The sequence below is a fragment of the Planctomyces sp. SH-PL62 genome, from assembly GCF_001610895.1.
Taxonomy (GTDB): domain Bacteria; phylum Planctomycetota; class Planctomycetia; order Isosphaerales; family Isosphaeraceae; genus Paludisphaera.
Genome location: NZ_CP011273.1, coordinates 4,877,651 through 4,889,979, shown reverse-complemented (window position 1 = coordinate 4,889,979; position 12,329 = coordinate 4,877,651). Strand labels below are relative to the sequence as shown.

Sequence of the window (12,329 nt, the reverse complement as noted above, 5' to 3'; positions counted from 1 at the left end):
CGCGATTTGCGGGCGTCGAGAGGGGAACTCGCACGCTCGCCGCGCGAAGCCCTTGGGCCTTACCAGGAGAAATCGCAATGAATCCCTCGAACAACCTCCATCCCAATCGACGCGAGGTGCTCCAGGTGGGAGCCGCCGGCTTCGCCGCGATGTCGCTGGGCGCGTCGCTCGTCGCCTCCGAGGAAGCCAACGAGCAGGGCGTCCCCCTGCGTCCGCTCGGCAAGACCGGCGAGAAGGTCTCGCTGCTGGCGCTCGGCGGCCACCATTGCACCCGGGCCAGGGAGGAGAAGGATTCCCTCCGCCTGATCCAGCGGGCGGTCGACGAGGGGATCACCTTCCTCGACAACGCCTGGGACTACCACGACGGCGGCGGCGAGGAACGCATGGGGAAGGCCCTTGAAGAGGGCAAGCTCCGCGACAAGGTCTTCCTGATGACCAAGGTCTGCGGTCGCACCGCCAAGGAAGCCCAGTCCAACCTGGACGACAGCCTCCGGCGGCTCCGCACCGACCACCTGGACCTCTGGCAGTTCCACGAGATCAATTACGACAAGGACCCGGATCGGGTCTTCGCCGCCGAAGGGGCGATCGAGGTGGCGCTCAAGGCCAAGGAGCAGGGGAAGGTCCGGCACATCGGCTTCACCGGCCACCGCAACCCCGAGGTGCACCTCAAGATGCTGGCCAAGCCCTACGACTGGGCCACGGTCCAGATGCCGCTCAACGTCCTCGACGGCACGTTCCGCAGCTTCCAGAAGCAGGTGCTGCCGGTCCTCGTCGAGCGCGGGATCGGCGCGATCGCGATGAAGAGCCTGGGCGGCAACGGCGGGATCGTGAGCAACGTCAAGGTCCCCGTCGAGCAGGCGCTCCGCTACGTCCTCTCGCTGCCCATCTCGGCCCTCGTCTCGGGTATGGATTCGGAGGAGATCCTCGAGCAGAATCTCAAGATCGTCCGGAACCTCAAGGCGATGGCCCGCGACGAACTAGCCGCGCTTGAGGACAAGTACAAGGCCGCCGCCAGCGACGGCCGGTACGAGGGGTTCAAGACGACGAAGAATTACGACGGCCCGGTCCACCAGAAACAGCAGCAGGTGGGCTGATCGATCGATCGACCGAGCCGAAGTCGGCCGGGCCTCAGGCCAGCAACGGCGTGAGGACCCGACCGGCGACGTCGGTGAGGCGTTCGTCCCGGCCGCTGTGCAGGTGCGTCAACTTCAGGTGATCGATCCCCATCAGGTGGAGGATCGTCGCGTGGATGTCGTTGACGTGCGCGCGGTCGGCGATCTGGTTCAGGCCGATCTCGTCGGTCTCGCCGAGGATCGTCCCCCCCTTCACGCCGCCGCCGGCCATCCACATGGTGAAGCCGGTGGAGTTGTGGTCGCGGCCCCGCCCGCCCCCCTGGCGGACCGGGGTCCGGCCGAACTCGCCCCCCCAGACCACCAGGGTCTCGTCGAGCAGCCCGCGCTCCTTGAGGTCGGTCAGGAGGGCGGCGACGGGCTGGTCGGTCAGGCCGCACATCTTCTCATGGTTGGCGTCGATGTCGTCGTGCGCGTCCCACTGCATGGCGACGGGGCCGCCGCCGGAGTAGAGCTGGACGAACCGCACGCCGCGCTCGACGAGCCGGCGGGCGAGCAGGCAGCGGCCGCCGAACTCTGCGGTTCGCTCGTCGTCGAGGCCGTACATCGCCTTGGTCCGGGCCGATTCGGTCGCGAGGTCCACCGCCTCGGGCGCGGCGCTTTGCATCCGGTACGCCAGCTCGTACGAGGCGATCCGGGCGGAAAGCTCGGTGTCGGCCGGGTCCAGCCCGCGCTCGTTCATGTCCCGGAGCAGGTCCAGGACGCGACGCTGGCGCGACGGATCGAAGCCGCGGGTGGGCTTGAGATTGACGATCGGCGCGGGGCCGCCGCGGAGGAGGGTCCCCTGATGGTGGGCGGGGAGGAAGCCGGCGCCCCAGCAGGGCGCGCCCCCTTCGGGCGTCCCCTCGGGCTGGGTCATCACGACGTACGACGGCAGGTCGTCGCTCTCGGAGCCCAGGCCGTACGTCACCCAGCTCCCGAGGCTGGGATACCCCGTCAACACCCGCCCGGTCATCATCTGGTACATGGCCGGGGCGTGGATCACGCTGTCGGCCACGCACGAGCGGATCAGGGCGATGTCGTCGGCGTGCTTGTGCAGGTGGGGCACGAGGTCGGACATGTCCATGCCGGACTCGCCGTAGCGTCCCCATTTCCGCTTCGACGCCAGGCAGAGCGGGTCGCTCTCCAGGAACTGGCTGTGGATCTTGCCGAAGCTGGGGGGGAGCGGCTGGCCGTCGAGCTTGGCCAGCATCGGCTTGGGGTCGAACAGGTCCATCTGGCTGGGGCCGCCGGTCATGAACAGGAAGATGCACCGCTTGGCCCTGGCCGGATGGTGCCCGGCCTTCGCCGCCAGCGGGTTCGTCGAGCCGTCGGCCTTCGCCGACCGCTCTAGCAGCGACGCCAACGCCAGCAGGCCGAAGCCGTTCCCCGTCCGCTTCAGCCACTGGCGGCGGTTGAGCGGGTCGATCTCCGGGGCCGTGACGCCGGGGCCGGGACAGGTGTTCGCATGAGGAAACATGAATGAGGGCCTCAAGAGATCGCCGGGGCGTCTCGAGTTTCGTCGAGCTCGCCGAACAATTCGGCGAGCGACAGGCGGAACCCGGGAAGGATGTCACGGAGCTCGATCACGTCCGTCTCGCGGTAGGTCCGGGGCTGGGCGGCCTCGCGCTCGTGGATCACGATCGTTCGCTCCACGGGGTCCACCATCCAGACCGATTGCGTCCCCGAATCGAAATACAACCGCCGCTTCCGACTCATCTCGGCCGGCGTATTGCTGGCGCTCAGCACCTCGACCGCCAGGTCGGGGCTGACATCCGCGATCGCCTCTCTCCCCACCCGGCCGCCTGGATACCGGCCCCAGCTCACGAAGGCCACGTCCGGGACAAGGACCACTCCGGGGGCGACCCGATACGGGCCGTCGGCGACCGTGGTGACGCCGAGCTTCCGACTCCGGACGAACGCGCGGATCATGGCGTGGATCGCCCCGGCGATGATCGACTCGACGTGCCCCATCCCCTTCTCCACCAGGACGCCGTCGACCAGCTCGCAGAGGACGCGTTTCTTCTCGTTGACGGCGATCGCGTCCGCCTCGGTCGCGGAGCCGGGGGGGGGCTTCATCAGGATGCGGGCCGGGGCCACGCCGCCCAGCCGGTCGATCAGGTCCTGCATCGTCTCGGGCTCGATCCCGATTTCCGTTTCGACGGACATGGCGACTTTCCCCTCGGCCTTCGAATCCCTGCGGACGATCGCGGCGGGGCCCCTACGGAATATACAGGAATTCGTTGCTGTTGATGAGGGCCAGGGCGAAGTCGTCCCAGGCGGCGGCCTCGCCGTAGGTGGAGCGCTGGCCGTCCAGGAACGTCGTCGCGTGCGTCAGTTCGTCGTCCGAAGGGGCGCGGTTGAGGACCACGGTGTAGGCGCGTCGGATCCGGTCGGCCGGGGAGCCGGGGGCCTCTCGGTGGAGGCGTTCGGCCAGCGCGTGGGCGCGGTCGAGGGCCATATCGCCGTTGAGCAGATTCAGGGCCTGGAGCGCATGGGTGCTCGTCTCGCGTCGGGGGCAGGACGTCTGGTTGTCGGGCGCGTCGAACGACTCCAGCAGCGGGTAGCGGACGTTCCGTTTCTTGAACAGGTAGATCGAGCGGCGGTGATGCTCGGTCGGGTCGGGGTCGACGGGCCAGAGGTCGACCTCCTCGGCCTCGGTGAAGATCAGGTCCTTCACCTCCTTCTCTAGCGGGGCCAGCACGCCCGGACCTCCCGATTTGAGGTTCAGCTCCCCAGAGACGGCCAGCAGGGCGTCGCGCAGGCCCTCGGCGTCGAGCCGGCGGCGGTTCATCCGGCCGAGCAGCGAGTTCTCCTCGTCCAGCTCCGTCAGCTTCGGGATCGGCCGGCTCGACTGGCGGTACACGGCCGACGTGACCATCAGCCGGTGCATCGGCTTGAGCCGCCAGCCGTCGTCGATGAGTCGGGCGGCCAGCCAGTCGAGCAGCTCGGGGTGCGAAGGGGGTTCGCCCCGGACGCCGAAGTCGCTGGGGGTCATGACCAGGCCTCGGACGAAGTGATTCTGCCACAGCCGGTTGACGATCACCCGGGCGACCAGGGGGTTCCCCGAATCGGACAGCCAGCGCGCGAGCGCGGCGCGACGGCCGCTCGACGTCTCGTCGCCCTGGATTGACCCCTCGGTGAAGGCGTCGGGACGCTGCGAAACCAGGATCACGCCCGGGGGCCGGGGCTCGACGCGCGGGCCCTTGCTCAGCGGGTCGCCCCGACGGTGGACGAACGAGTCGGGCGGGGTCGCCGATCCATCGGTCAAGGCCATCGCGTGTGCGGGAGGGCGGGGGAGGGTGCGGGCGATCTCGTGGATCCGCAGCTTGAGCGACTCGCGGCGCGCGAAATCTTCCGGGTTCTTCGAGACGGCGTGGGCGACGTCTTCCCAGGTGACCCGGATCGAGTTCGCCAGGCCGTTGGCGATGCGGACCTGCTCGGGCGTCCGCTCCTTCTCGGGAATCGCCAGGAGGGCGTTTTCCTCGGCGGAAAGCATGGCCCGCCGCTCGGCGGCGATCGCCTCGCGATACGGAGCCTCGAGCGTCGCCATCTCCTGCTTGAGGGGCGCGGTCTTCGCGTCGATCGCCTTTTTCGCGGCCTCGAAGGCCTCGACCTCGGCCGGTTCGGCGAGGGAGGGCTCCGTCAGCTCGCTGGCGGCGAAAAACGCCTGGAGGCGGTAGTAATCGGTGGTGGGGATGGCGTCGAACTTGTGGTCGTGGCAGCGGGCGCAGCCGATCGTGAGGCCGAGGAAGACGGAGCCGACGGTCGCGGTGATCTCGGTCAGCTCGTTCTGGCGCCGGACCTCGGGGATGATGTTGCCGCCGACGACCTCGCGGGGGCCGGATCGGCAGAAGCCGGTGGCGATCAGGGCGTCGCGGTCCCCCCTGGCGATCTCGTCGCCGGCGATCTGGAGGGCGACGAACCGATCGTACGGCATGTCGGCGTTGAGGGCGTCGATGACCCAGTCGCGATAGCGCCAGGCGTCGGGGCGTTCGGCGTCGAGTTCGAAGCCGTTGGAGTCGGCGAAGTGGGCCAGGTCGAGCCAGTGCTGGCCCCATCGCTCGCCGAAGCGGGGGCTGTCCAGCAGCCGGTCGACGACCCGTTCGTAGGCGTCGTCCCGGTCGTCGGCCAGGAAGGCGGCGGCCTCGTCCGGGGTCGGCGGGAGCCCGGTCAGGTCGAACGTGACGCGGCGGAGCAGCTCGGCGCGGTCGGCCTCCGGCGAGTGGGGGAGTTCGGCCAGCTCCAGGTCGGCCAGGATGAAGCGGTCGATCGGGTTGCGGATCCACCCCGATTCCTCGACCTCGGGGGGCTCGCTGGGCTCCAGGGGCAGGTAGGCCCAGTGGTCGCGCTGATCGGCCGAGAATTTCTCCAGCTTCGCGAGCGGGGCGGGAGCGCCCGCTTCGCCCTCGGGATCGTCCCCCATCGCGGTCACGCAGGCGGCGACGAGGGTGATCCAGGCCGTCGCATGCGCGGCGAGTCGCTTTCGCGGGGTCGCGACGCGGGGGCCGAGGCTAGGCGAACGCATGACGCTCCATCCTCCCGATCGATGCAGGCGCGGACTTTCGCTCGACACGATGGTATTGTGCGGAACGGCCGCCGAACCGGCAAGCAACAATTGTTTGACGCCGAGCGGTCCGGGCCGACGGGGGGCGGGTTATTCATGGCGTCGATCGAGCTTCGAGGGGTCTCCCGCCGGTTCGTGGCCGGAGGCCCGGCCGCGCTGGACGGGGTGGACCTGGCGATCCCGGACGGCGAGCGGTGGGCGATCCTCGGTCCTTCGGGGTCGGGGAAGACGACGATTCTGCGGTTGGTCGCGGGGCTGGATCGGCCCACCTCGGGGAGCGTCTGGTTCGACGGCCGGAGGATGGACGAGGTCCCGCCGCACCGTCGCGACGTCGGGATGGTCTTCCAGAATCCCACGCTCTATCCTCACCTGGACGTTGCCGGGAACCTGGAGTTCGGCCTCCGGTCGCGGGGCGTCCCCCGCGGCGAGCGTCGCCGGCGCGTCGCCGAGATCGCGGCGTTGCTCAGGCTGGACGGCCTGCTCGCCCGCTCTCCGGATGAACTCTCCGGCGGGGAGCGCCAGCGGGCGGCCATCGGCCGGGCCCTCGCGCCTCGCCCCGCGGTGCTGCTGCTCGACGAGCCGTTCTCCAGCCTGGATTTACCGCTCCGCACGACGCTGCGGCGCGACCTCGTCGACCTCCACGATCGGCTCCGGCCGACGTTGATCCACGTCACCCACGACCAGTCGGAGGCGCTGTCGCTGGGACGTCGGGTCGCCCTCATCGAGCGCGGCCGGATCGTCCAGGTGGGGAGTCCTCGCGAGATCCACGACCGACCGGAAACGCCGTTCGTCGCCCGGTTCGTCGGCAATCCGCCGATGAACCTGATCCCCTGCGAGGTCGGCCTCGGCGACGACGGGAGCCTGGAGGTGATCCTGGATCCCAGGCACAGCATCAGGTCGACCGTGACGATCCCCCCGCTGGGGATGACGAGCGGGGAGCGTCGCCGGGTTTTGATGGGCTTCCGGCCCGAGCATGTCGCGATCAGCCCGGGCGTCCCCTCGTCGTCGACTTCGGGGGGGACCTGGGAAGCCGCCGCGACGATCCGACGCCTTGAGGACCAGGGGGACGCCCTGGTGATTATGCTGGATCTGGCCGGGGCCGTCGTCCTCGCGCGCCTTCCGGGGGGGGCGGATTTTCGCGAAGGCGAGGCCGTGACGGTCGGCGTCGATCCCGGACGGGTCGTCTGGTTTCCCGCCTGAGATCCTCCGCCGCCTCTCGTCGCGTCATTTCGGGGCGGCTCGTCCCGCCTCCCACGCCTGATGCGCGGCTTGCTGGAGCGGGTTCGAGCCGTCGGGGAGCCGATCGCCGTCCACCTGCCAGAAGAAGACCCCGCGGAAGCCCCTGGACATGGCCCAGTCGGTCTTGAGGCGGATCGACTCCGCGTCGTCGAAGCCGATGACCTTCTTGCCGTCGGGCGAGGTCAGCCAGGGAACCTTGGTCTCGTCGTCCCAGGTCCGCTTCCAGCCCTCGGCCAGCCGCTTCACGGCGTCCTTGTAGTTCACGTCGAATGGCTTCTCGGAGCTTCCCTGGATCGACGTATAGGGTTTCGGGACGTGGAAGCCGCGGCCGTACAGCGGCAGGCCGACGGCGAGCCGGTCGGCCGGTACGCCTCGCTTCTCCAGGAAGTCGAGCATGGCGCGGGCGGTCGACCCGCCGTTCGGCCCGTCCTGGGACGAGGCGAACAGGGGGGCGTTGTGGCCAGCCCTCGGGCTCCACGCGCCGGCGAAGTCGTAGGTCATCACGTTGATCCAGTCCATCGTCTCGACGAGGAAGGCCGGATCCAGTCGGCTGAGCGTCCCGAAGTTGGACGAGGCCGCCATCGTGACCAGCATCTCCCGGCCCTTGGCCTTTCCGATCGCGTCGAGCCGCTTGCGGAAGGTCCGGGTGAGGCGTTCGAAGCCCGGGACCTCGTTGTCGGCGTCGGGATATTCCCAGTCCAGGTCGATGCCGTCGTAATCGAACTCGTCGACCAGCTTGACGACGGCCTCCACGTACCGGGCCTCCGCTTTGGGATCGGCGACGATCTCGCGGAACTGGTCGTCCCAGCCCCATCCCCCCAGGGAGACGAGGACTTTCACGCCGGCCGCGTGGGCTTCGGTCGTGACCGCGCGGCTGGGGACGCTCCGATTCGGGTTGAGCCGGCCATCCCCCCCGGCCGTCACGAAGGCGTGGCAAATGTGGGTGTAGAGGGCGTAGTTCAGATCCTTCGGCGGGCCGAAGAGATAGCCGACGAAGACCTTCTCCCTTTTCGGCTCCTCGCCTCGCGACGTCGGTGAGAGGAAGAGGGTCAGGGAGGCGAGGACTGCGGCCGTGATCGAGAAGCGGGAGAATCGGGACATCGGTCGGCGGGCTCCGTGGCGAAGGGTTCGGCGGGCCTCAGAAGAGTCTCGGCAGGAAATAGACCGAGGTCGCGGCGAGGGCCGCGAGGGCGGCGGCCAACTGGATCCGGGTCGACGCCGATCGGGCGTGTTCGCGGCGGTCGGCGAGGATCGCCGGGGGGAGGGTCGCTCCCAGGAGAAGGCCCCCCAGCAGCCCGCCCAGGTGGCAGGAGTTCGAGACGACCGGGTTCAGCAGCCCCAGCGCGAGCGTGTAGGCCGACCAGATCGCCAGCACCAGGCCGACGCGACGGTCGCGCAGCTCGATCTCCTTCCGGTGCGCGAAGGCCAGGCCGATGACGGCCCCGCCCAGGCCGAAGATGGCGCCGGAGGCCCCGACGGTCGGGACCGGCCCCGTCATGGTGAGCAGGCCGCCGGTCACGCCGCAGGCCGTGTACAGGAACAGGAACGACGCCCAGCCGAAGGCATGCTCGCAGGCCATCCCCAGGATGAACAGCATGATCATGTTGCCGATCAGGTGGTCCGGGCTGGCGTGCAGGAAGCCGCCGGAGATCAGCCGCCAGAACTCGCCCCCCAGCGCCGCGTCACGCTGCATCGCCCCGGAGTCGATGACTTCCTGGAGCCCGTCGAGGCCGCCGATCATCAATTGTCGAGCGAAGAAGACGAGGCAGGCCAGGATGATCAGGATGGTCGCCGGCGGGAACGGGCTCATCCCGGCTTCCAGGTCGATCCGTTCGCGATGGATCATGTCGTCGCGGATCGTCAGGACCTCATCCTCTTCCTCGCGCTCGTAGGGTAGGGCGAAGTCCTCGACCGGGGCGTGAGGGGGCTCGGCGGGCACGGTCCACGACGGGACCTCATGCGGCGGGGGGAAGGCTTCCAGCTCCTCGTCGGGTTTCATCGATCGACGGTCCTCCCGAGGTCGGCTTCAGCGACGCTCTCCGGTGTCCAGCAAGACGCCGAGGGCGATCCCGATCCGACGGTCGATGCGCGGCGGGCGATCGCGCGACATGTCCAGGACGTAGCTGTCGACCAGCGTGAACTTGCGGTTGAACTCGCCCCGGATCTGTTCGTTGCCGTCGGGCGTCGGCGTCACGAAGACGAAGTTCGTCCGCAGGGCGCCGAACAGCGGGCCGAGGAACCGGCGCAGCAGGGAGAGGATCAGCGAGTCTTCCTTGGCGATGAACAGGGGGAGGCCCTCGGCGTCGGCCACCGTCCACTTCTTGCGGAAGATGTTGGAGAGCTGGTTCTTGCGGATCCGGGCCAGCACCTTGGAGTCGGGGCGGCAGACGGTGAAGGTGGTCGTGAAGAGTTCGAATTTCCGGTCCTGGAGCACTGCCAGCAAGAGCTCCTCCTTGGTCTCGTCCGCGTAGAAGTGGATGTGTCGCTTGGGCGACAGCTTGACCGCCGCGACGATCGTCAGCCCCACCGCGATCGCCAGCCCGATCAGGCCGACCACGCCGCCGACCCAGGGGAGCTCGGTCACCTCATGGAGCGCCGCGGCGAGGAGCACGAAGAGGATCGCCGCGAAGATGAAGGTGAAGGCCGCACCGACGACCGCGCCCACCTGCCGGAGGAGTCGGGCGGGCCGTTCGATGTAGAGGATCGGCCGTTTCCCCTCGTCGCTGACGACGTACTTGGACGAGATCGCCATCATCTTCTGGCGCATCAGGAAGCGGTCACGCTGGAAGGCCGGGTGGAGCGCCGCGTGCTCGCCCTCTTCCTCGTCGAAGGGCTCGGCCGAGGCGTAGACGACCTCCTCGATCGGCACAACCTGGACGTTGTCGCAATCGGGGCAGCGGATCTTCTTGCCGGCGAACTCGTCCTTGAGGACGTAAGTCCTGCCGCACAGGGTACACGTCACCGACACGGGCATCGATTGGTCTCCGGAGTCGGCCCGTCGTCCTCCGAGGGCCCTCGGCCAGGCCTTGACTCGGCGTCGATGATCGCGCCGTCGACGCATGAAAGCAAGACTCCACCCGCCCTCCCTTCTCCGGGGTCGTCGTGGAGAAACCTCCACGCGGAAGTGTCGGCCGGGATAGAATCGTGGAGTGCCGATGTGACGAGGCTCAGACCTCGGAGACCGCCGCCATGCCGACCCGGATTTCCATCGTCCCGCTGGCGTCTCTGGCCCTGGGACTGCTGCTTGGCGCGACGACCGCCGGCGCGCAGCAGGGGGGGCGGGACCCGGACGCGGCCCTGACCGATCTCGGGCTCTCGCGCGACAGGTCGCGATACGTCTTCGCCGAGGATGAGCGGGCGGTGCTGGCGAATTACCACGATGCGAAGAAGGCCGTGGGGGAGCTTGAGAAGGCGCAGGCGAAGCTCCTCGACGGGGAGGCCCTGGACCAGCAGGTCGCCGCGCTCCAGGCCGAGGAGCGGCAGATGCGCGCCGAGATCGGGTCGCTGAGATCCGCCGGCGGGGGCTCCCGCTATGGCGGACGGGCGGGCCGGAACTGGTATCGGAATCAGGCGAACGCCATGATCCGCCAGCATGAGGCGTACGTCGGGCAGCTCCGATCCCAGATCCAGCGGGCGACGAAGGCCAAACCCAACCCCAAGCAGAAGCAGCTCGCGGACCTCGAGGCGCGGCAAGCTCGCAACCGGGCCGAGCAAGCCGCGAAGGACGTGAACTCGGCCTACGACGCCCTGGTCGAACGCTACGAGCAGGCCCGCGCCAACCCCGCCGTGCTGAAGGGCCTGGAAGACGCCGGGCGAGCCCGCAAGATGGGATTCCAGCTCGGCCCTTCGGAGGCCGCCGACAAGGCGGGGCGATGGGCGAAGTCTGTCCTCCGCATCCACCCCAAAAAGCCGACGAGCCACAAGGCCGCCGGGGCCGCGACCGGCGCCGTGCCGAAGTCCGGCGACGATTTCGGCCCCATCGAGAAGGCTCGCAAGGTCCCCTGACCCGATCGGATGGATCGACCTGGACGGAGGGGACGCCTTCAGGTCCCCCGGGCGGTCGGCGATTGGCTTCGATTTCGCGGCCGCGGAACGAACCCATTTGACGCAAGTTATTTGTTGGTATTGATTTGCATGTGAATCGCCTCGCCCGGAATTGGCTTCGTTCGGCGTTTTCGATGCGTTCGTCTCACGCATCCCGGTGTCACGTTCCCTGGCGATCGGCCATGCGCGCACGGGCGCCTTACTGGAGAGGATGCGCCCGTTTCGTCGATCGGGGAGGAGATTCGCGTAGAGGGCGAGGGGGGGCGCGGCGAGGGCCGACGCCCGGCGGGGTCGGATTGTCGGCGAGCCGGAACTGCGATAGGGTGACGGGACGCGAACGATCCGGGGCAGGTTTCCGGGCCGCATGTCGCTTCGAGATCGTCGTCGGTGCGCAGCGACGGAGCGGGGGACGCCCGCCGCACTCTCGGCCTCGCGGCCGCCAATTCCGGGATTCGACGAGATGAGCCCAATCGACCCGACGATCGCCGCCATCGTCCCCGCCGCCGGCGCGAGCCTGCGCATGGGGCGCCCCAAGCTGCTCCTGGAATTCGGCGGGCGGCCGTTGATCGCCAGGGTCGTCGAGGCCCTGCTTGCGGCCGGCGCGCAACCGGTGGTCGTCGTCGCGCCCCCCGAGGACGCCCCCGAAGGCCCCGCGATCATCCAGGCCGCCGTCGACGCCGGGGCCGACGTCATCGTGCCGGAGTCGCGGCCGGCGACGATGCGGGAATCGGTCGAGCTGGCCGTCGTCGAACTGGGCTGGTCGGAAGACCCCCCGGCGGGCTTCCTCCTCACGCCCGCGGACAGCCCGAGGCTCGACGCCTCCCTGGTCGGCCGCCTGATCGCGGCCTGGCGCGAACGTCCCGACAGGATCGTCGCGCCGACGTTCGACGGCCGGCGCGGCCATCCCATCATCCTCCCCTGGCGTCTGGCCCTGGAGATCGCCGACCTGTCGCCCGACGAAGGCGTCAATGCGCTCGTCGCCGAGTACGCCTCGGAGGTCGACGAGATCGCCTTCGAATCGGACGCGATCCTCGTCGACCTGGACACCCCCGAGGATCTTCGACGGCTGGAAGACTCGCCCGCCGCGGGGACCACGACGAGGACCGTGCGATTGTTCGCGATCGCCCGTCAGCTTGCGGGGAGCGGCGAGGTCGTCGTTTCGCTGGACGAACCGGCGACGGTCGCCGACCTGCGTCGCGCCCTGGTCGAGCAGCATCCCGCGCTGGGGGCGATCGCGGAGCGGGTTCGGATCGCCGTGGATGACGAATACGCCGATGACGCGGCCGCGCTCCGTCTCGGCGTGAGCCTCGCGCTGATCCCCCCCGTGAGCGGCGGCGGGGGCTGAACCTTTTCGGATCGAGGTCCGTCCC

At 69.2% G+C, this 12,329-nt stretch carries 10 protein-coding genes; 4 read left to right on the top strand and 6 right to left on the bottom strand.

Annotation, left to right across the window (positions count from 1 at the left end; all coding sequences use genetic code 11):
• The first annotated feature begins 77 nt into the window (after window positions 1-77).
• Window positions 78-1,094 (top strand): aldo/keto reductase, encoded by a 1,017-nt coding sequence (locus VT85_RS18835; RefSeq protein ID WP_068422300.1) that lies wholly within the window; start codon window positions 78-80, stop codon window positions 1,092-1,094.
• A gap of 34 nt (window positions 1,095-1,128) precedes the next feature.
• On the opposite strand, the gene VT85_RS18830 is transcribed toward VT85_RS18835, so the two are convergent.
• Genes VT85_RS18830 through VT85_RS18820 form a run of 3 tightly spaced genes read right to left on the bottom strand, consistent with a single transcriptional unit; the run spans window position 1,129 to window position 5,637 of the window.
• Window positions 1,129-2,589, bottom strand: coding sequence for a DUF1501 domain-containing protein (locus VT85_RS18830; RefSeq protein WP_082858724.1), 1,461 nt, complete (start codon window positions 2,587-2,589; stop codon window positions 1,129-1,131).
• A gap of 11 nt (window positions 2,590-2,600) precedes the next feature.
• Window positions 2,601-3,278, bottom strand: a complete 678-nt coding sequence (locus VT85_RS18825; protein WP_068418815.1) for a Uma2 family endonuclease — start codon at window positions 3,276-3,278, stop codon at window positions 2,601-2,603.
• Window positions 3,279-3,330: 52 nt separating this feature from the next.
• Entirely contained in the window at window positions 3,331-5,637 is a 2,307-nt protein-coding gene (locus VT85_RS18820; RefSeq protein WP_068418812.1) for a DUF1549 and DUF1553 domain-containing protein, read from the bottom strand.
• A 135-nt stretch (window positions 5,638-5,772) separates the two neighbouring features.
• Between VT85_RS18820 and VT85_RS27795 the strand changes: the two genes are divergently transcribed.
• The gene (locus VT85_RS27795; protein ID WP_068418809.1) at window positions 5,773-6,876 is read left to right on the top strand and encodes an ABC transporter ATP-binding protein; all 1,104 of its coding nucleotides are present in this window, start codon (window positions 5,773-5,775) and stop codon (window positions 6,874-6,876) included.
• A gap of 24 nt (window positions 6,877-6,900) precedes the next feature.
• Here VT85_RS27795 and VT85_RS18810 read toward each other — a convergent pair whose 3' ends face one another.
• From VT85_RS18810 to VT85_RS18800, 3 genes are read right to left on the bottom strand one after another with little or no spacing between them, the layout of a single operon-like run.
• Complete coding sequence (locus VT85_RS18810) at window positions 6,901-8,016, bottom strand: glycoside hydrolase family 18 protein (protein ID WP_068418806.1); 1,116 nt, start codon at window positions 8,014-8,016, stop codon at window positions 6,901-6,903.
• A gap of 37 nt (window positions 8,017-8,053) precedes the next feature.
• Window positions 8,054-8,914 (bottom strand): rhomboid family intramembrane serine protease, encoded by an 861-nt coding sequence (locus VT85_RS18805; protein ID WP_068418803.1) that lies wholly within the window; start codon window positions 8,912-8,914, stop codon window positions 8,054-8,056.
• Between the two features lie 27 nt (window positions 8,915-8,941).
• Window positions 8,942-9,877: a phage holin family protein gene (locus VT85_RS18800; protein ID WP_156512952.1), complete on the bottom strand. Its 936-nt coding sequence runs from the start codon at window positions 9,875-9,877 to the stop codon at window positions 8,942-8,944.
• A gap of 182 nt (window positions 9,878-10,059) precedes the next feature.
• Here VT85_RS18800 and VT85_RS18795 point away from each other — a divergent pair, with 182 nt between their 5' ends.
• Window positions 10,060-10,920, top strand: coding sequence for a hypothetical protein (locus VT85_RS18795; RefSeq protein ID WP_156512951.1), 861 nt, complete (start codon window positions 10,060-10,062; stop codon window positions 10,918-10,920).
• Between the two features lie 499 nt (window positions 10,921-11,419).
• A complete protein-coding gene (locus VT85_RS18790) occupies window positions 11,420-12,304 on the top strand; it encodes an NTP transferase domain-containing protein (protein WP_082858722.1) in 885 nt (294 codons plus the stop codon).
• Window positions 12,305-12,329 lie beyond the last annotated feature (25 nt).

Excerpts from the sequence above, each read along its gene's own strand:
- VT85_RS18835 (WP_068422300.1), top strand. The coding sequence starts at position 78 with ATGAATCCCTCGAACAACCTCCATCCCAATCGACGCGAGGTGCTCCAG.
- VT85_RS18805 (WP_068418803.1), bottom strand. The coding sequence starts at position 8,914 with ATGAAACCCGACGAGGAGCTGGAAGCCTTCCCCCCGCCGCATGAGGTC.
- VT85_RS18790 (WP_082858722.1), top strand. The coding sequence starts at position 11,420 with ATGAGCCCAATCGACCCGACGATCGCCGCCATCGTCCCCGCCGCCGGC.
- VT85_RS27795 (WP_068418809.1), top strand. The coding sequence starts at position 5,773 with ATGGCGTCGATCGAGCTTCGAGGGGTCTCCCGCCGGTTCGTGGCCGGA.
- VT85_RS18825 (WP_068418815.1), bottom strand. The coding sequence starts at position 3,278 with ATGTCCGTCGAAACGGAAATCGGGATCGAGCCCGAGACGATGCAGGAC.
- VT85_RS18830 (WP_082858724.1), bottom strand. The coding sequence starts at position 2,589 with ATGTTTCCTCATGCGAACACCTGTCCCGGCCCCGGCGTCACGGCCCCG.
- VT85_RS18810 (WP_068418806.1), bottom strand. The coding sequence starts at position 8,016 with ATGTCCCGATTCTCCCGCTTCTCGATCACGGCCGCAGTCCTCGCCTCC.
- VT85_RS18820 (WP_068418812.1), bottom strand. The coding sequence starts at position 5,637 with ATGCGTTCGCCTAGCCTCGGCCCCCGCGTCGCGACCCCGCGAAAGCGA.